Raw genomic sequence first — 18,214 nt, forward strand, 5'->3', positions numbered from 1 at the left:
ATCGTCTGCGATGCGCCAGCAGTCTCCCCCGCCCATGCGTCATGGCCTCCTGCTCCGCACGTGCGCCGTCGTGCTGGCAGGCGCGGCGCTCCTCGCGGCCTGCTCGAAGAAAGAAGCCGCGGCACCCGCGCCGCGTCCAGTGGTCGCGCTCGCCGTGCATGCGGACGGCGAGGCGCTGCAGGCGGCGTCGCTGCCCGGCGAAGTGCAGGCGCGCTATTCGACGCCGCTGTCGTTTCGGGTCGGCGGCAAGATCATCGAGCGGCGCGTGCGGCTCGGCGATGTCGTGAAAAACGGCGAGGTCGTCGCCCTGCTCGATCCCGCCGATGCGCAGAAAAGCGCCGCCAGCGCGCAGGCGCAACTCGACGCCGCGCAACACAATCTCGTCTATGCGCAACAGCAATTCGAGCGCGACAAGGCCCAAGCGAAAGAGAACCTGATCGCCCCGGCGCAACTGGAGCAGACCAGCAACGCCTACTCGTCCGCGCAGGCGCAACGCGATCAGGCGCAGCAGCAGTTGGCGCTCGCGAAGAACCAGTTGCAGTACACCACGCTCGTCGCCGGTCATGCGGGCGTCATCACGGCGGAACAGGCCGACACCGGCCAGAACGTATCGGCGGGCCAGGCCGTCTACAACCTCGCGTGGAGCGGCGACACCGACGTGCTATGCGACGTGCCGGAAAGCGCGCTCGCCGCGTTCGCGGTCGGGCAAAGCGCGAGCGTTACGCTGGCCGCGCTGCCGGGCCGCCAGTTCAGTGCGCGCGTGCGCGAACTCTCGCCCGCCGCCGATCCGCAAAGCCGCACCTGGCGCGCAAGGCTCACGCTTGCCGATGCCGGCCCGGACGTGCGGCTCGGCATGACCGCCGACGTTACGCCCGCCCTGCCGCTCGCCACGGCAGCCGCGCAGCACGGCCTCTTCTCGCTGCCCGTCACCGCGCTGTTTCACGACAGCCAGCAGCCGGCCGTCTGGGTCGTGCGCGCCGCGGACAACACGCTCGAACTGCGCCGCGTGACGATCGTGCGCTACAACGAGCGCACGATCGTCGTCAGCGAAGGGTTGAAGGACGGCGAAAGCGTCGTGCTGCAAGGCGTGCACACCGTGAGCGCGGGCGAGAAGGTCCGCACGATCGCGCCGCTGCATCCCGAGGACTTCGCTTCATGAGCACGCCGCATGAAGAGGGACGCTTCAACCTGTCCGCATGGGCGCTGCGCCACCAGGCGCTGGTCGTGTTCCTGATTGCGCTCGCCACCGCATTCGGCGTGCTCGCGTACACGCGCCTCGCGCAATCCGAAGACCCGCCCTTCACGTTCCGCGTGATGGTGATCCGCACCTTCTGGCCCGGCGCCACCGCGCGCCAGGTGCAGGAGCAGTTGACCGATCGCATCGGCCGCAAGCTGCAGGAAACGCCCTACATCGACTTCGTGCGCAGCTATTCGCGCCCGGGCGAATCGCTGATCTTCTTCTCGATGAAAGACTCGGCGCCGGTTAGTCAGGTACCCGAAACATGGTACCAGGTGCGCAAGAAAGTCGACGATATCGCGTCGACCTTGCCGCCCGGCATTCAGGGACCGTTCTTCAACGACGAGTTCGGCGACGTCTACACGAACATCTACACGCTCGAAGGCGACGGCTTTTCCCCCGCGCAACTGCACGATTACGCGGACCAGTTGCGCACGGTGCTGCTGCGCGTGCCGGGCGTCGGCAAGGTCGATTATTTCGGCGACCCCGATCAGCACATCTACATCGAGATCGCCAACACGCAACTCACGCGTCTTGGCATTTCGCCGCAGCAACTCGGTCAGGCGATCAACGCGCAGAACACGATCGCGCCTGCGGGTACCTTGACCACCACCGACGACCGCGTATTCGTGCGCCCGAGCGGCCAGTTCAACGACGTCAACGCACTCGCCGACACGCTGATCCGCATCAACAACCGCACGTTCCGTCTCGGCGATATCGCCACGATCAAGCGCGGCTACGACGATCCCATCGTCACGCAGATGCGCTTCGGCGGCAAACCGGTGCTCGGCATCGGCGTGACGATGCAGCCGGGCGGCGACGTGATCCGTCTCGGCCAGGCGCTCGACCGGCAGATGACGCAATTGCGCGCGGCGCTGCCCGCGGGCCTCAGGCTCGTCGAAGTGTCGAGCATGCCGCACGCGGTCGCGCGCTCGGTCGACGACTTCCTCGAAGCCGTCGCCGAGGCGGTCGCGATCGTGCTGATCGTGAGCCTCGTGTCGCTCGGCGTGCGCACCGGCATGGTCGTCGTGATCTCGATTCCGGTCGTGCTCGCCGTCACCGCGCTGTGCATGTACCTGTTCGACATCGGCCTGCACAAGGTGTCGCTCGGCACGCTCGTGCTCGCGCTCGGGCTGCTCGTCGACGATGCGATCATCGCGGTCGAGATGATGTCGGTCAAGCTCGAACAAGGCTGGAACCGCGCGCGCGCCGCGGCCTTCGCCTACACGAGCACCGCGTTTCCGATGCTGACCGGCACGCTCGTGACCGTCTCCGGCTTCCTGCCGATCGCGCTCGCGAAATCGAGCACGGGCGAATACACGCGCTCGATCTTCGAGGTCTCGGCGATCGCGCTGATCGCGTCGTGGCTCGCGGCGGTCGTGCTGATTCCGCTGCTCGGCTATCACATGCTGCCCGAGCGCAAGCGCCATGCGCACGAGCCCGACGATCACGAACACGACATCTACGACACGCGCTTCTATACGCGTCTGCGCGACTGGATCGGCTGGTGCATCGAGCGGCGCTTCGTCGTGCTCGCGATCACGGTGCTGCTGTTCGTGCTCGCGATGGCCGGCTTCTCGCTCGTGCCGCAGCAGTTCTTCCCGAGTTCGGACCGGCCGGAATTGCTGATCGACGTGCGGCTGCCCGAAGGCGCGTCGTTCGACGCGACGCTGCGCCAGGCCGAGCGCCTGGAAAAAACGCTCGCAGGCCGCCCCGAGATCGACCACACGGTCAGCTTCGTCGGCACTGGCGCGCCGCGTTTCTATCTGCCGCTCGATCAGCAATTGCAGCAGCCCAATTTCGCGCAGTTCGTGGTCACGGCGAAGTCGGTCAAGGATCGCGAGAAGCTCGCGCAGTGGCTCGAACCGCAATTGCGCGACCACTTCCCGGCGATCCGCACGCGCCTGTCGCGCCTCGAAAACGGACCGCCGGTCGGCTATCCGGTGCAGTTCCGCGTGAGCGGCGACGACATCGCGACCGTGCGCTCAATCGCCGAGCGCGTCGCCGCGGCGATGCGCGCGAACAACGGCACCCGCAACGTGCAGTTCGACTGGGACGAACCGGCCGAGCGCTCGGCGCACTTCGAGATCGACCAGAAACGCGCGCGCGAACTGGGTGTGACGTCCGAAGACATTTCGAGCTTCCTTGCGATGACGCTCTCGGGCTACACGGTCACGCAGTATCGCGAACGCGACAAGCTGATCAGCGTCGATCTGCGCGCGCCGCGCGCCGAGCGCGTCGACCCGTCGCAACTGACCGCGCTCGCGATGCCGACGCCGAACGGCCCGGTGCCGCTCGGCACGCTTGGGACGCTGCGCAACGACCTCGAATACGGCGTGATCTGGGAACGCGACCGCCAGCCGACCATCACCGTGCAATCCGACGTCGCGGCCGGTGCGCAAGGCATCGACGTCACGCACGCGGTGGACCGCGCGCTCGCACCGATCCGCGCGACGCTGCCGGTCGGCTACCGCATCGAGATCGGCGGCTCGGTCGAGGAAAGCGCGAAGGGACAAACCTCGATCAACGCGCAGATTCCGATCATGGTGATCGCGGTGCTGACGCTGCTGATGATCCAGCTGCAAAGCTTCGCGCGCGTGCTGATGGTCGTGCTGACCGCGCCGCTCGGGCTGATCGGCGTCGTGCTCACCTTGCTGCTGTTCGGCCAGCCGTTCGGCTTCGTCGCGATGCTCGGCGTGATTGCGATGTTCGGCATCATCATGCGCAACTCGGTGATTCTCGTCGATCAGATCGAACAGGACATCGCCGCGGGACACAAGCGTTTCGATGCGATCGTCGGCGCGACCGTGCGGCGCTTCCGGCCGATCACGCTGACCGCCGCGGCGGCCGTGCTCGCGCTGATCCCGCTCCTGCGCTCGAACTTCTTCGGGCCGATGGCGACCGCGCTGATGGGCGGCATCACGAGCGCGACGATCCTCACGCTGTTCTATCTGCCCGCGCTGTATGCCGCGTCGTTCCGCGTGCGGACCGACGAGCGCGAGCCGCCGACGCCCGCCGGCTCCGGCGGCGCGCATACCGGAAACTGAGCATGAGCACCCGCATGGCGACTCCCGCACTCCCTCGCCGCCCGCGCTTCGATGCGCGGGCCCGCATCCCGCGCATCCCGCTCGCCGCGAGCATCGCAAGCGTCACCTGCCTGCTCGCCGCCTGCGCGTTCGGACCGAGCGGCGAGCCGCCCGCGATGCCGCAGCCCGCGCACTACGGCGCCGAAGCATTGCCGACGCAAACCGTGCCCGCGCAAGGCGTCGCGCAGCAGTTCGTGAGCGGCGCGCAGCCGGTGCCCGAGTGGTGGAAGCTATACCGCTCGGATGCGCTGAACGCGCTCGTCGACGAAGGCCTGCGCAACAGTCCGACGCTCGCGGCCACCGACCGCAGTCTCGCCGCCGCGCGCGAGCAGTTGCGCGCGCAGGTCGGCAGTTCGCTGCTGCCGACCATCGACGCGGGCGGCCAGGCGATGCGCAATCGCGCGCTCGCGATTCCCGAAGCCGGGCCGAACACGTTTCTGTACAACGTGTTCGTCGGCCAGTTGCAGGCGCATTACACCTTCGACCTGTTCGGCGCCGCGCGCCTCGCGAACGCGGCACTTGCCGCGCGCGTGAACGTGCAGGTCTATCAGTTCGATGCCGCACGCCGCGCGCTGGCCGCGAACATCGTGAGCGCAGCGCTCACGAGTGCCGCGTTGCACGCGCAGATCGACACGACCGAACGGCTCGTGAGCCTCGCCAACGATCAGGCGCGCGACACCGCGCGGCGCTATGAACTCGGCGCGGTATCGCATGCCGATCTGCTGAACGCGCAGCAGAGCGCGGCCAGCGTGTCGGCGAGTCTGCCGGCGCTGAAGCAGCAATGGCTGACGACGCGCCACGCGCTCGCGGTGCTGCTCGGCCGCACGCCGGACACCGCGCCCGCCGATCTCGATCTCGCGCAGTTGCATCTGCCCGAGCAGGTGCCGGTCGTGGTGCCCTCGGAACTGCTGCGTTCGCGGCCCGATATTCAGGCCGCCGACGCCGCGCTGAAGGCCGCGGCGGTCGACGTCGGCGTGGCGACCGCGCAGATGTTCCCGAGCCTGTCGCTGTCGGCGTCGATGGGACAAGGCGGCTTTAGCTGGCCGGTCGCGCTGTCGGGCGCGGGCGCGATCTGGAGCCTCGGCGCGTCGCTGTCGCAGCCGCTGTTTCATGGCGGTGCGCTCTTCGCGCAGCGCCGCGCGGCCCAGGACACCTACGAGGCCACGGTCTCGCAGTACAAGCAGACCGTGCTCGCCGCGTTCCAGAACGTCGCCGATACGCTCGCCGCACTCGATCACGACGCGCAATCGCTCGATGCGGCCAACGTCGCCGCGCGCTCGGCACAGGGCGTGTTCAACGAGACGTCGGCGCGCTACCGGCTCGGCGCGCTGCCCGTTGCATCGACGCGCTCGAGCGAACAACAGTGGCGCAATGCGCAGCTCGACGAGATCCGCTATACGAGCGCGCGGCTGACCGACACGGCGGCGCTGTTTCAGGCGATGGGTAATCCGCCGGTGAGTGAGGTGGGAGCGTCGTTGCCTGCGGCTGCGGCTGCGGCGGCGTCGGATACGGCGACAAATGCCAACGTGCCGAACTAAACATGGGATTCCGTAGGGAGCATGGCGTACTTATCCCCAGTTTATGTTGAAGAGCCTGTTGAAAACTCTCTGACAAGCGCACTAACGCATTGAACGAACGGGGATTTGTCCGGGCGGCGCGAAATGAGCCTGTCGATCTGATTCTCTGACGGGCAAGTATTGGTGCCGCTGTCGCTCAACGGCGAGGCTTCGGGGTTTTACTTCCGGTCATGCCCGATCGTCGGTCGCCCGATGTCCCATGGAAATAGACCTACGGCCTGGTAAGGGCCCGGATCAATTCCTGGCTGCGAACCAAGCAATACATCGACCAGGACGATAACAGTCTCCCACAATGTTGCACGCTATCGTCAATTGCCACGAAGTGCGCTCCCGAGGCTGCCAGAGATGTACTTCAGCATTTGCAGCGGTTTCGGGGCCTCATTCTTTTGTCATACGCGATTCGACGCCATGATACGTTTGCCCGCTGATCTGACTTGGGTATGGACGGCGTTCCGACTCAACAACCAATGCGGGGGATTCCAGGTCATGCCCACACCACACTCTTTCGTCGTCTCATTCAACGAGGAACTTCAGCAATTCGAAATGTGCTCGCTCAAAGACTCAGACCTCACGCCGCTGCGTGAGAACGCCGTCGTCGCTCCGTGGCGTCTTGATGCCATTCCAGGCGGTGAGCTGACCGAGAACGTCGCCAATCGCCTCGGGGCATGTGCTCTCGGCATCCTCTCGATCTACCACCCCGGGCTTAAAGAGCGCCTGCGCGTGAAGCCGGATCAATTCCCGCTGCCGTGACGGCTGGTCAGTTTGAGAGGACGGGATTGAGATGGAAAAAAGGCCACCGCGATGCGTCGTCATCGCTTACGACGAAGATCAACAGGCACTGAAAATTTGCACGCTGTATCGGGACTCGCTTGCCAGACGGATGGATTCCGCCCTGATTGTTCCATGGCTTCTTGAAGATGTTGACTTCAAACTTGATGATGAATCGGCCCGAACCATCGGAGGCGTTATCTTCGGCCTTCTGGCCGTGCATCAACCGGAATTGAAGCAATACATCAGCGTCACCCCTCATCCGAACTCAATCGGGCATCCCGAGCCGCCTCAGTGCGACGAAAAGTAACCGGAACGGGCGCATGCGTAATAGCAGAGAACATGTATCGATACTCCTGGGCTTATGTACTGTGCCCACAACATACATTTCAGAGCTAGCCTCGACATGAAAATGGGCCGGATCAATGTAGAAACTATTAATGGCAAGCCACCCAAACAAGCGATGTGTCGTCGTCATGTGGTCCGAAGAAAAGCAGGCGCTCATCTCGTATACCTTGGACGTTGAAAAGATACTGGCCGTGACTCAACGTCTCTTTCCTATGGAATTGCCTCTCGCCAACTACGGTTACTCACTGGACGACGAGTTCGCACGACGATTCGGCGGTGCAACGCTAAATCTGTTAGCGCTGTCCAATCCCGATTTGAAACCACATATCAAAGTTACTCCGGCGCCAACCACGACTGATGAATAAGCAGCGCGCGTTTTCCAATTACCAGAGTTGCAGAGGATACTGACATGCCTAAGCCTCCCCGCGCGACAATCGTTTTCTACGACGAAGAAACACGGCAATTGAGGATATGCACCGTTTTTAGGCGCGAAGTGCAGTCAGTCATTGATCGCGAATTGGCCCGTAGCGGCGGGATGACGATTCCCCCCGATGCACAGGAGCATAGTTCGCAGCCGATCGATGATGAAGATGCCCGCAAACTAGGTGCACTGGCGATACTGATGCAGGCGGGCGTACACGACGATCTTCGTAAGCGCCTTCAGATCACAACTGCGGAGCCGATCAACTGGACGCCAACGCAACCAGCCACGGAGTAATTATGGTCACCGCAAAATCGTTTGTTGTTTCGTATAACCCGGAATTGCAGCAACTCGAAGTTTTCTCGGTTAAGGATGCAGACCTTGCCGCGTTGCGCGGAAAAAATGTCATTGCGCCATGGCGCCTCGAAGATATTCCCGGCGGAGAATTGACAGAAAACATCGCGAACCGACTCGGCGCAACAGCGCTCGGCATCCTCTCGATCTACCGCCCCGAGATCAAAAAGCGCCTGTGCGTGAAGCCGGATCAATTCCCGCTGCCCTGACGATCATGATGAACAACCCGTGCAGGGAATATTGAAGGTGCGTGATCCTGCCGTGGTCTTTCTATACGACGAAGCAACCCCACGGTAGCTCACAACTACCTGCCCTTCCTCAATCCGCCCAACCCCACAGCCAACGCAGCCCTCGTCAAAACACCACGAAAGCCGCGCCGGCTCAGAACCACAACCTCAAGGCTTGTTCGTCTCGAACAGATCCATGATCTGCTTCTTCTCGCTCGACGACACGCTCGGCGGCGGCACCGCCGGCGGCGTCATGCCGGCCGGCCCCACTCCGCCGACCGCGTCGCTCGCGCCCGCCGTCGGGGTGCCCGAGTCGAGGCCGATGCTCGCGACGAAGCCATGTCCCGGCAGCATGTCGGTGAAGAACAGTTCGCCGTCCATCGCGGTCACGCCATCGGGCTGCGGCGGCTCCGCCTGCGGCACGCCGCGCAACGCGCGCTGCATGTATTCGACCCAGATCGGCAGCGCGAGCTGCGCGCCGAATTCGCGGCTGCCGAGACTCTTCGGCTGGTCGTAGCCCATCCACGCGACCGCGACGAGCGACTGCTGATAGCCGGCGAACCAGCCGTCCTTGGCGTCGTTGGTCGTGCCGGTCTTGCCCTGCAGGTCCGAGCGATGCAGCACGTTGGTGCCCGCGCCGGTGCCCGCGGTCGCGACCGAATGCAGCAGACTGTTCATGATGTACGCGTTGCGCGGCTCGAGCGTGCGCGGCGCGTCGCGGCCGGCGACGAGCGGCTGCGCGCGCGAGATCGGCACGCCGCGCGCATCGGTCACTTCGCTGATCAGATACGGGTTGATCCGGTAGCCGCCGTTCGCGAACACCGAGTACGCGCCCGCCGACTGCAACGGCGTGACGAGGCCCGCGCCGAGCGCCATCGGCAGATACGGCGGGGTCTTGTCGGGGTCGAAGCCGAAGCGCTGCGTGACGAAGTCCTGCGCGTACTTCGTGCCGATGAACGACAGGATGCGGATCGACACGAGATTCTTCGACTTCTGCAACGCGAGGCGCATCGGCATCGGGCCATCAGGCTGATCGTCGTCCTTCGGCTCCCACGCGTCGCCGCCCGGCGTGCTCGGCGGGAAGTACAGCGGCGCGTCGTTGATGATCGTCGCCGGTCCGAGCCCCTTGTCGAGCGCGGCCGAATAGATGAACGGCTTGAAGCTCGAACCGGGCTGGCGCCAGGCCTGCGTGATGTGGTTGAACTTGTTCTTGTTGAAGTCGAAGCCGCCGATCAGCGCGCGAATCGCGCCGTCCTGCGGCGTCAGCGACACGAGCGCGCCTTCCACCTGCGGCAGCTGCGTGATCTGCCAGTTGCCCTTGTCGTCGGCCATCAGGCGCACGATCGAGCCCGGCCTGATGCGCAGCGTTGCCGACGCGCGCGGGCTCAATGCCGCCGCGACGAAGCGCAGACCGTCGCCCGTCACCGTCACCTGGGTGCCGTCCACCAGTTGCGCGGCCACCTGCTTCGCGCTCGCATCGGTCACGACGCCCGCGATGATCTCGCCGTTGTCCGGATGATCGGTGAGCGCGTCGTCGATGGTCTGATCGCGATCGTCGCCGGCCGCGGGCAGTTGCACGAAGCCCTCCGGTCCGCGATAGCCGTGGCGCCGCTCGTAGTCCATCACGCCCTTGCGCACCGCGTGATACGCGGCGTCCTGATCGGCGGAGTCGATCGTGGTCGTGACGTTCAGGCCGCGCGTATAGGTCTCGTCCTTGTACTGCGCGTACATCATCTGCCGCACCATTTCGGCGACGTACTCGGCGTGCACGCTGTACTCGTTGCCCGGGTTCTTGGTGTGAATCTCTTCCTTGATCGCCTCGTCGTACTGCTGCTGCGTGATGTAGTTCAGCTCGAGCATGCGCCGCAGGATGTACTCCTGACGGATCTTCGCGCGCTTCGGATTGACGACCGGGTTATACGCGGACGGCGCCTTCGGGAGGCCCGCGAGCATCGCGGCCTGGGCGAGCGTGATGTCCTTCAGGTCCTTGCCGAAGTACACGCGCGCGGCCGCGGCAAAGCCGTACGCGCGCTCGCCCAGATAGATCTGGTTCATGTACAGCTCGAGAATCTGGTCTTTCGTGAGCGCGCGCTCGATCTTGTAGGCGAGCAGCATCTCGTAGATCTTGCGCGTGTAGGTCTTCTCGCTGGAAAGGAAGAAGTTGCGCGCGACCTGCATCGTGATCGTGCTCGCGCCCTGCGAGGCGCCGCCGTGCGCGAGGTCGGCGAAACCGGCGCGCAGGATGCCGACGAAGTCGACCCCGCCGTGTTCGTAGAAGCGGTAGTCCTCGATCGCGAGCACCGCTTTTTTCATCTGGTCCGGAATGTCCTGAAAGCGCACGAGGCTGCGCCGCTCCTCGCCGAATTCGCCGATCAGCACGTGGTCCGCGGTATAGACGCGCAGCGGCACCTTCGGGCGATAGTCGGTCAGCGCGTCGAGCGACGGCAGTTGCGGCCCCATCACGACGAGCGCATAGCCGACGATCAGCGCCCCCACCACGACGGCGGTCGCGATCAGGCCGAAGAACCACAGCACGAACGACGTGCCGAACGAGCGGCGGCCGCGCCCCACGTCACGCGAAGCGGCATTGCGACCTGGAGTGCGTTGGCGGGAGTCCCGGTCTTCACCGGCCGGAGAATGGGAGGAATGCGGTCGTTTGATGATTGGCATGACTTGAATAGTGGGCGTGCAACCGCACGCCTGTCCGCGCGCTCGCGATGCGCGCCTGGGTCGTGATCGAGCATCCGGGCCTCGGCGTACGCCGCCGCGCGGACCTTGCCCCCGGCCGGCCGCACGGCACGCCTCGAACCCTGTCCGGCGCAACGTAACAGCACATTTTAAATAAATCGGCCGAGATTCAACGCAGTTTTTTTGTAAGAATTCCCTTCGTGAAGCGGCGCGCCAAGGCAAGGACCTGTAATTTCGGGAAGCGCATGGTGCGAGCCGCGCGCGACCGGCAATTTATGCGAGGTTATCAACAGAAAATGTTGAAAGGGCTGTGGACAAACTGCCTGGAAACGCTACAACTCATTGATGTCACGGGATTTTCGTGCAACGAACATTTCGTATCCGGGCAACTCGTCATATGATGAAGCCGGCGCGCCCGGCCCTGTTCCGCGCACGTGCCGACGTACCGTGAATGCACAGCTCGGACGCACGGCGCCGGATGCACGCCGTGCCCCACTCATGCCAACAAGCCTGCGAGCCGATCATGACCAAGCCCAGCGAGCGCATCGTCGTATTCGTCACGACCGCGCAGAAGCGCGCCATCACCCAGACCGCGGAGGATCTGGGCATCAGCGTGAGCGAACTGATGCGGCGCGCAGTGCTGAGCTTCGGCGCGACAAGCGAGCAGGTCAAGGCGGCGAGCATCGTCGACCGGCTGCGCGCACCGCGCGCGCCCGATGCGCTGAACGCGGCGCTGCAACGCGTCGCGCGCGGAACGCGGCATGCGCGAGCGACGACACCCGCGAGTGTGCCTCACAAGGCAAACGACGCCAAGGCGCCGGGCCATGCTGCGAGTGCCGCCGGGTCGGTGAACAGCGTGCCCGCAGCCGCCGATTCAGCCCATGCCTCAAGCACTGGCGACGCGACACGCGCTCCGTCAACCGGGCATGCCTTAGCGCCCCCATCCACCGGGGACCACCCCGCCTCCCTGCTGCCCGCCGGCGTCGCCGCGGCACTCGCGGCCGAACAGGACGAGCAGGCCGCGGCCACCGCCGAAGCCGTCGCGCGACTCACGGCGGCCCGAGCAGCCGAAGCCGACGACTCGCCGCCATCGCAGCCGCAGCCCGGCTCTGCGGCACCGCTGCGCAACTCGCTAAAGCGCCGCCGCCTCGACAAAGCCAGCGACGACGACGAACCGCGCAGCGACACCAGCACGGAAGGCGGCCGCTTCGCGTGAACGGCAATCACCACGCATGACGCCCGCCCGATGCTGCGTCGCTATGCACAAAGCACGCGCAAAACGCCTCAAGAAACCGCTCTCTGTTGCAGATCGTTACATCGGCGCATGACACATGACCAGCCGTCGGCAACCTGGGCCGCCACACCGATACCGCAACTACGACAACAGCCTCCGCCGCCCGGCAAAACCCGCGCGCAGCCGCCTCGCGCAAGCCATTTCGAGACAAAGCCGATGGTGTAATATCCGCCGTCAAGTGCAGGCTCGCGAGGCGCTTTCGCTCATCGAAACGTCATCGATTCAAGCCATGCTCGCGAACAATTCGGGGCCGCGCTATTGCAATTGGCCGGTACGCCCCGAACTCCGGTCCGAACGTTGCGCAGCATCGCGCGCGGCGGCGTAAAGTAGCAGTTCAAGGCAGTCGCGGCGCGTGGACATCGTCGGCGCCGCTTACATTCTCTGGAGGTTTTCATGTCGCTTTTTGACAGCATTTCGCGCACGCTCAAAGGTCTTCTGAACGATGCGGCCGACTCGGTGCAGGATCCGTCGCGCGACTCGCGCCAGATCGTGCGCGAACTCGACGACAGCATCGGCAAGGCCGAGAACTCGCTGATCGAGATTCAGGCACAGGTCGCCACTCAGCAGAGCAAGCGCGATGTTGCCGCGGACAAGGCGAAGAAATACGAAGACGGCGCGCGCCGCGCGCTGCAGTCCGGCGACGAGGCGCTCGCGCGTGAAGCGCTCGGCGCGCAGGCCACCGCCGAAGCCGAACGCGATGCGCTGACGAAGGAGCTGACCTCGCTCGAGCCGTCGGTCTCGCAGCTGAAGAGCCAGATCGATGACATGCGCACGCGCCGCAACGACCTCAACGCACGCTCGAACATCCTGCAGGCGAAGCAGCAGATCGCGCAGGCGAAGGATACGGCGGCCACCGCGCTGGGCGGCATCGGCGGCAAGAATCTGTCCGAAGATTTCCAGAAGCTCGAAGACAAGGTCGCGCTGTCGAACGCGCGTTCCGACGCACGCCTGAATTCCGCCGACGAGAAAAGCGGCAAGGCGCTCGACGACAAGCTCGCGGACCTGAACCGCGGCCCGTCCGTCGACGATCGTCTCGAAGCGCTGAAGAAGCAGCTCAACACGCCGGCGCAGTAATTGTGCAGCGATCAGCGTGCCGTGGCGAGCGTGCCGCGGTACGTGTACGTGAATCGCCGCGCCTTCGAGGTACGCGCGGCAACCGCAGTGCTTGCCGGACCGCCGCTCGCGGCAGAGCCGGCATACCGGCCGCTCATGGCGGCCACCGCAATCGACTGAAGGAGACGGGCGCGCCGCGCCCGGTCCGCACATGAAAAAATTTCTCGCAACCGCCTGCGCTTCGCTGCTGCTCGTTTCGGCCGCCGCGTTCGCGGTGCCGACGGTGCAGCAGATCGAATCGGCGATGTCGCAAGGCAACTGGCAGCAGGCCGATGCCGGCCTCACCGAAGTGCTGCAGGCGCATCCGAACAACGCGCGTGCGCACTACCTGTACGCGCAGGTGCTCGATCGCGAAGGCCATTACGGCGACGCGCTCGCGCAGGTGCAGCAGGCGAAGACGCTCGATCCGCAGATCCGCTTCACCGACCCGGGCCGTTTCGCGCAAACCGAAGCACGCCTGCGCCGCGATGCGGAAAACGCGGGCGGCAACGTCACCCGTCACGCCGCGAATCCGTTCGCGCAGCAGAATGCGCCTGCTGTGCAGCAACCGTCGGCGATGATGCCGCAAGCGCAACAATCTCATGGTCCGGGGGTGGGTATGTGGATCGGTCTCCTTATTCTGATCGCGATCATCGCGCTCGTGCTGCGCTGGACCTTGCGCCGCGCCCGCACGCAGGAAGACACGCGCGCCGACGACGAGCGCCGCACGCAACTGAAGCGAGCAACCGACATGCTGAACGCGGTGCGTTCGATCAAGCTCGACGTGAAGATTTCGACCGCGCCGGGTCATGAAGCGCTGGAAAAGGAAGTCGAAGCGACGGAAGACCAGTTGCGCGGCGTCGTCGAAACGCTCTCGAACGGCAAGAATCCGCTGCCGCCGTATCAGCTCGACGAACTCGAACAGCGTATCGCGAGCTTGCGCGCGCGCGCCGACGGCCGGCCCGATCCTGCCGCAGCACCAGCGCCCGGCAGCCAGCAATCGGCCTATGCGCAGGAAGCCGAGCGCTTCGGTAGCCCGCAGGCGCCTTATCCGCAGCAGGGTCCGTATCAGCAGCAGCCGCAGGTCATCGTGCAGCAAGGCGGCGGCATGGGTGGCGGCATGGGCGGCCTCCTGACCGGCGTGCTGCTCGGCGAGGCGCTGAACCATGGGCGCGACCGCGTGGTGGAGCGCGACGTGATCGTCGACGACGACGAATTGCGCCGCCGCGGCAACGATGGCGGCAACGATGGCGGCAACGGCGGCGGACTCGACTTCGGTCAGGGTTCGAACGACTGGAACGACAACAGCGGCGGCGGTATCGACATGGGCAGCAACGACGATTCGGGCGGCTGGACCGATACCTGATCCCCGACCCTGATCTGATATCGCGGGTCGCCATGCGGCCCGCGTCGACGAAAACAGGCTCCTTCGCGAAGGAGCCTGTTTTTTTGCCGGCCGGTTTTGCTGAGCGCTGCGCAGCGCGAATTCGTCGACCTCAAACCTGCGCCGGCTCATCCGCGCTACCGGCCGCGTGTTGCGCAAGCAGTACCGCCCCCGCGAACAGCCGCACGATGAAGCGCTCCGCATAATCGATCAAGGCGTCGCGCCGCTCGGCACTCGCGTCGATGTATTCAGCGGATAGATGAAACAGTTGCAGCACGACCTGCGTGCAGACTTCGTCGACGGTCCCGCGCGCTAACTGTGGCATCAAGTCGAGCTGCACGACGTCGTCCGCCATTTCCGCCGCCACCTCGTGCAGATTCGCGCGCACCGCTTCGCGCAGTGCCGGCGAGGTGCCGTGATATTCGGCGAGCGCGCTCAGAAACGCCGCGCGGTTTTCCTGCGCGAACGCAAAGAACGCCAGGCAGGCGCGACGCGGCACGCTATGCGGTTCGTCGTGCGCGGCGAGCCAGCGTTCGCGCCGCAGCATCGGCCGCAGACGCCGGCTTACCGATTCGACGGCTTCGCGCGCCAGATCGTCGAGCGTGCTGAAATGGCGATAGAACGTGTTCGGGTTGAGCCCCGCCTCGCGCGCGAGTTCGCGCAAGCCGAGGCTCGCGAAACTGCGGCCGCCGGCGGTCAGCCGCAGCGCGGCTTCGATCAACTTGCGTTTGCCGGGCGGCAATTCCTGGCCGGCGAGAAGCGCCGCTTCGGGGAAGGAGGTCATGGGGTTTTCGGGCATGACGCTGTAGGTGCCACAGTGGGTACCACGGTAGGTGCCGCCGTGGGTCCGTTTGATAGCAGCACTCTAAACGATCTTGACGCAATGTGTACAGTTGTCTACCCTGCGCTTTACGCTGCGCGTGTAGACAGGCGTAGACGTAGAGGCTGCCCGCCTCGGCCCGACGTTCGCAACCGGAACGAACACCCGTCGGCGTAACTGTCGGCGTACCCATTCGCCCTACCTGTCCTACACCGCTTTCACCCCATGCCGGAGACCACCGTGACGCCTGCCCCTTCCGCTTCATCCGCGACGCCGCGCATTGCGATCGTCGGCAGCGGCTTTGCCGGCATCGGCATGGCGATCCGTCTGCTGCGGATGGGCATCGCGTCGTTCACGATCTACGAGGCCGCGAGCGATATCGGCGGCACGTGGCGCGACAACACCTACCCCGGCGCGGCCTGCGACATCCCCTCGCATCTCTATTCGTTTTCGTTCGAAGCGAACCCGTCGTGGTCGCGCGCATTCAGCGGTCAGGCCGAAATCCTCGCGTATCTGCGGCACTGCGCGCGCAAGTACGGCATCGAGCGCTACGTGCGCTGCAATGCGAAGGTGAGCGCGGCGCGCTTCGACGACACGCGGCAGCTCTGGCATGTCGACATCGATACGAACGGCACACGCGAAACCGTCGAGGCCGACGTGCTGATTGCCGCGAGCGGCCCGCTCTCGCGTCCCGCCTTGCCGCGCATCGCGGGCATCGAACGCTTCGCGGGCAAGCTGTTTCATTCGGCGCGCTGGGACCATGCCTATCCGCTCGACGGCAAACGCGTCGCGGTGATCGGCACCGGGGCCAGCGCGATCCAGTTCGTGCCGAGAATCCAGCCGCGCGTCGCGCACCTCGATCTGTTCCAGCGCACCGCGCCGTGGGTCATGCCGAAGCCCGACAAAGCCGTCGGCCCGCGCATGCAGCGGCTATTCCGCGCGCTGCCGTTCACGCAGCGTCTCGTGCGCAGCGCCATCTACTGGCAGCTCGAATCGCGCGCGCTGGCGTTCGTCGTCAATCCGAAGCTCATGAAGCTGCCGACGAAATTCGGTCTCAGCTATCTCGAGCGTCGTGTGCGCGACCCGGCGCTGCGCGCGAAGCTGACGCCGAACTACCGGCTCGGCTGCAAGCGCATCCTGCTGTCGAGCGACTACTACCCCGCGGTTTGCGCGCCGAACGTCGAGGTGGTGACGAGCGGCATTCGCGAGATCGTCGCCGATGGCATCGTGACCGAAGACGGTGTGCATCGTCAGGTGGACGCGATCATTTGCGGCACCGGCTTCCAGGTCAACGACGTGCGCGCGCCGTTCGAAGTGAGCGGACTCGATGGCGCCGATCTGAGCACGCTATGGCTGCGCGACGGTCCCGAAGCCTATCTCGGCACGAGCATCGCGAACTTTCCGAACTTCTTCATGATCGTCGGCCCGAATACGGGGCTCGGCCACAACTCGATGATCTATATGATCGAGTCGCAGTTGCAATACATCGTCGATTGCCTGCGCGTATTGCGCAGGCGGAACGCTCGCACGATGACCGTGCGCGCCTACGTGCAGCGCGATTTCAATGCGCGTCTGCAACAGGACATGCGCCGCTCGGTATGGACCACGGGCTGCCATAGCTGGTATCAGACGAATAGCGGCAAGGTCACGGCGATCTGGCCCGGCTTCACGTTCGCGTTTCGCAGGCGCACGCGGCGCGTGCGGCCCGAGGATTACCGCTTCGCGCGTTGAGGCTGGGCGTGCCGCCCTGCCTGGCGCCGGGCCTGGCGCTTTACTTGCTGCCGGGCTGCCGCAGGCAAGGCGTGACTGGCGAAAAGCATGCGGCCCCCGAGCGACACCCACACCGAACAACTAACAACACAGGGAGATAAGAACATGGCAGACACCGGCTCCACCTCATCCGCTTCCGCTGCGATGCTGCCGCGGCGCCCGCTCGCCGCGCGTCTCGGCATCACGAGCGTGCCGCGCGACGAACTGCGTCGGCGCTATACGCAAAGCGGCTCGAAGTTCGTGACGATCATGGGCGCCGACGTGCATTACGTGGACGAAGGTGCAAGCGAAGACGCGGGCCAGGGCAGCACGATCGTGATGATTCACGGCTTCGCTTCATCGCTGCATACGTGGAACCGTGTCGCCGACGAGCTGAAACGCGCGCATCGCGTGATCCGTCTCGATCTGCCGCCGTTCGGCGTGACGGGACCGCTGCATTCGGCGAGCGGCGCGATCGAAACGATGGACCTGCCGACCTACCGCCGCTTCATCGACACGTTCATGCAGGCGCTCGGCATCGCGCGCGCGACGCTGATCGGCAATTCGCTCGGCGGCCTGATTGCATGGGACTACGCGCTGCGCCATCGCGGCGCCGTCGAGCGGCTCGTGCTGATCGATTCGGCCGGCTTTCCGATGAAACTGCCGATCTACATCGACCTGTTCAACCGCTCGCTGGTGCGCGTCAGTTCGCCGTGGTGGCTGCCCGAGGTGATCGTCACAAGCGCGGTGCGCAACGTGTATGGCGATCCGCGCAAGCTCGACCCGCTGACGCTGCGCCGCTACGTCGAGTTCTTCCACGGCGAGGGCACGCGCGCGGCGATCGGCAAGATGGTGCCGACGCTCGACTTCCGCGCGCTCGACACCGAGGCGCTGAAAACGCTCGACGTCCCCACGCTCGTGCTGTGGGGCGCGAAAGACCGCTGGATTCCGACCGCCCATGCCGCCGAGTTCGCGAGCCGCATTCCGGGCGCGCAATCGGTCATGTATGCGGAACTCGGCCATATTCCGATGGAAGAAGCGCCCGAGCGCGTGCTCTCCGATCTGCGCACGTTTCTGGGGACGCCAGCGGTTCATGCGCGGGTCCAGGCGGACGTGCAGGCCTGAGGAAACGCGCCGCGCCTCGGTCTAAGCCGATGCATCGATCCGCC

Annotated in this window: 15 protein-coding genes; 13 read left to right on the top strand and 2 right to left on the bottom strand. The window is 65.2% G+C overall.

The annotated features are described in order from the left end of the window. Positions 1-34: 34 nt before the first annotated feature. From F3J19_RS22080 to F3J19_RS22115, 8 genes are all read left to right on the top strand, one after another. On the top strand, positions 35-1,159 hold the full coding sequence (locus tag F3J19_RS22080; RefSeq protein ID WP_240159134.1) for an efflux RND transporter periplasmic adaptor subunit: 1,125 nt from the start codon (positions 35-37) through the stop codon (positions 1,157-1,159). Next, positions 1,156-4,284, top strand: coding sequence for an efflux RND transporter permease subunit (locus F3J19_RS22085; protein ID WP_167046024.1), 3,129 nt, complete (start codon positions 1,156-1,158; stop codon positions 4,282-4,284). Before F3J19_RS22080 ends, F3J19_RS22085 begins: the two co-directional genes overlap by 4 nt. A gap of 14 nt (positions 4,285-4,298) precedes the next feature. Then, complete coding sequence (locus F3J19_RS22090) at positions 4,299-5,861, top strand: efflux transporter outer membrane subunit (protein ID WP_167046336.1); 1,563 nt, start codon at positions 4,299-4,301, stop codon at positions 5,859-5,861. A gap of 525 nt (positions 5,862-6,386) precedes the next feature. Next, positions 6,387-6,650 (top strand): hypothetical protein, encoded by a 264-nt coding sequence (locus tag F3J19_RS22095; RefSeq protein WP_167046027.1) that lies wholly within the window; start codon positions 6,387-6,389, stop codon positions 6,648-6,650. Positions 6,651-6,681: 31 nt separating this feature from the next. After that, on the top strand, positions 6,682-6,978 hold the full coding sequence (locus tag F3J19_RS22100) for a hypothetical protein (protein WP_167046030.1): 297 nt from the start codon (positions 6,682-6,684) through the stop codon (positions 6,976-6,978). Positions 6,979-7,144: 166 nt separating this feature from the next. After that, complete coding sequence (locus tag F3J19_RS22105) at positions 7,145-7,381, top strand: hypothetical protein (RefSeq protein ID WP_167046033.1); 237 nt, start codon at positions 7,145-7,147, stop codon at positions 7,379-7,381. Between the two features lie 44 nt (positions 7,382-7,425). After that, positions 7,426-7,734: a hypothetical protein gene (locus tag F3J19_RS22110; RefSeq protein WP_167046036.1), complete on the top strand. Its 309-nt coding sequence runs from the start codon at positions 7,426-7,428 to the stop codon at positions 7,732-7,734. A gap of 2 nt (positions 7,735-7,736) precedes the next feature. Next, positions 7,737-8,000, top strand: a complete 264-nt coding sequence (locus F3J19_RS22115; protein ID WP_167046039.1) for a hypothetical protein — start codon at positions 7,737-7,739, stop codon at positions 7,998-8,000. A gap of 186 nt (positions 8,001-8,186) precedes the next feature. On the opposite strand, the gene F3J19_RS22120 is transcribed toward F3J19_RS22115, so the two are convergent. Next, the gene (locus F3J19_RS22120) at positions 8,187-10,688 is read right to left on the bottom strand and encodes a penicillin-binding protein 1A (protein ID WP_167046042.1); all 2,502 of its coding nucleotides are present in this window, start codon (positions 10,686-10,688) and stop codon (positions 8,187-8,189) included. 541 nt (positions 10,689-11,229) lie between these two features. Here F3J19_RS22120 and F3J19_RS22125 point away from each other — a divergent pair. The 3 genes from F3J19_RS22125 to F3J19_RS22135 all read left to right on the top strand — a co-directional run bounded on the left by F3J19_RS22125 (position 11,230) and on the right by F3J19_RS22135 (position 14,458). Further along, the gene (locus F3J19_RS22125; protein ID WP_167046045.1) at positions 11,230-11,922 is read left to right on the top strand and encodes a hypothetical protein; all 693 of its coding nucleotides are present in this window, start codon (positions 11,230-11,232) and stop codon (positions 11,920-11,922) included. A gap of 471 nt (positions 11,923-12,393) precedes the next feature. Further along, a complete protein-coding gene (locus F3J19_RS22130; protein ID WP_167046048.1) occupies positions 12,394-13,074 on the top strand; it encodes a PspA/IM30 family protein in 681 nt (226 codons plus the stop codon). 190 nt (positions 13,075-13,264) lie between these two features. Beyond that, entirely contained in the window at positions 13,265-14,458 is a 1,194-nt protein-coding gene (locus tag F3J19_RS22135) for a tetratricopeptide repeat protein (RefSeq protein ID WP_167046051.1), read from the top strand. A gap of 130 nt (positions 14,459-14,588) precedes the next feature. Here F3J19_RS22135 and F3J19_RS22140 read toward each other — a convergent pair whose 3' ends face one another. Beyond that, positions 14,589-15,275 (bottom strand): TetR family transcriptional regulator, encoded by a 687-nt coding sequence (locus F3J19_RS22140; protein ID WP_167046054.1) that lies wholly within the window; start codon positions 15,273-15,275, stop codon positions 14,589-14,591. 261 nt (positions 15,276-15,536) lie between these two features. Here F3J19_RS22140 and F3J19_RS22145 point away from each other — a divergent pair, with 261 nt between their 5' ends. Together F3J19_RS22145 and F3J19_RS22150 are read left to right on the top strand one after the other, a co-directional pair. Further along, the gene (locus F3J19_RS22145; protein ID WP_167046057.1) at positions 15,537-17,027 is read left to right on the top strand and encodes an NAD(P)/FAD-dependent oxidoreductase; all 1,491 of its coding nucleotides are present in this window, start codon (positions 15,537-15,539) and stop codon (positions 17,025-17,027) included. Positions 17,028-17,171: 144 nt separating this feature from the next. Further along, positions 17,172-18,170, top strand: a complete 999-nt coding sequence (locus F3J19_RS22150) for an alpha/beta fold hydrolase (protein WP_167046060.1) — start codon at positions 17,172-17,174, stop codon at positions 18,168-18,170. Positions 18,171-18,214 lie beyond the last annotated feature (44 nt).

The organism is Burkholderia sp. Ax-1724, assembly GCF_011752995.1.
Classification (GTDB): domain Bacteria; phylum Pseudomonadota; class Gammaproteobacteria; order Burkholderiales; family Burkholderiaceae; genus Paraburkholderia.

Bases quoted from the DNA above. Each gene is read 5' to 3' on its own strand.
- F3J19_RS22085 (WP_167046024.1), top strand. From the start codon at position 1,156: ATGAGCACGCCGCATGAAGAGGGACGCTTCAACCTGTCCGCATGGGCG.
- F3J19_RS22080 (WP_240159134.1), top strand. From the start codon at position 35: ATGCGTCATGGCCTCCTGCTCCGCACGTGCGCCGTCGTGCTGGCAGGC.
- F3J19_RS22135 (WP_167046051.1), top strand. From the start codon at position 13,265: ATGAAAAAATTTCTCGCAACCGCCTGCGCTTCGCTGCTGCTCGTTTCG.
- F3J19_RS22130 (WP_167046048.1), top strand. From the start codon at position 12,394: ATGTCGCTTTTTGACAGCATTTCGCGCACGCTCAAAGGTCTTCTGAAC.
- F3J19_RS22110 (WP_167046036.1), top strand. From the start codon at position 7,426: ATGCCTAAGCCTCCCCGCGCGACAATCGTTTTCTACGACGAAGAAACA.
- F3J19_RS22105 (WP_167046033.1), top strand. From the start codon at position 7,145: ATGTGGTCCGAAGAAAAGCAGGCGCTCATCTCGTATACCTTGGACGTT.
- F3J19_RS22100 (WP_167046030.1), top strand. From the start codon at position 6,682: ATGGAAAAAAGGCCACCGCGATGCGTCGTCATCGCTTACGACGAAGAT.
- F3J19_RS22095 (WP_167046027.1), top strand. From the start codon at position 6,387: ATGCCCACACCACACTCTTTCGTCGTCTCATTCAACGAGGAACTTCAG.
- F3J19_RS22140 (WP_167046054.1), bottom strand. From the start codon at position 15,275: ATGCCCGAAAACCCCATGACCTCCTTCCCCGAAGCGGCGCTTCTCGCC.
- F3J19_RS22125 (WP_167046045.1), top strand. From the start codon at position 11,230: ATGACCAAGCCCAGCGAGCGCATCGTCGTATTCGTCACGACCGCGCAG.
- F3J19_RS22150 (WP_167046060.1), top strand. From the start codon at position 17,172: ATGGCAGACACCGGCTCCACCTCATCCGCTTCCGCTGCGATGCTGCCG.
- F3J19_RS22090 (WP_167046336.1), top strand. From the start codon at position 4,299: ATGGCGACTCCCGCACTCCCTCGCCGCCCGCGCTTCGATGCGCGGGCC.
- F3J19_RS22120 (WP_167046042.1), bottom strand. From the start codon at position 10,688: ATGCCAATCATCAAACGACCGCATTCCTCCCATTCTCCGGCCGGTGAA.
- F3J19_RS22115 (WP_167046039.1), top strand. From the start codon at position 7,737: ATGGTCACCGCAAAATCGTTTGTTGTTTCGTATAACCCGGAATTGCAG.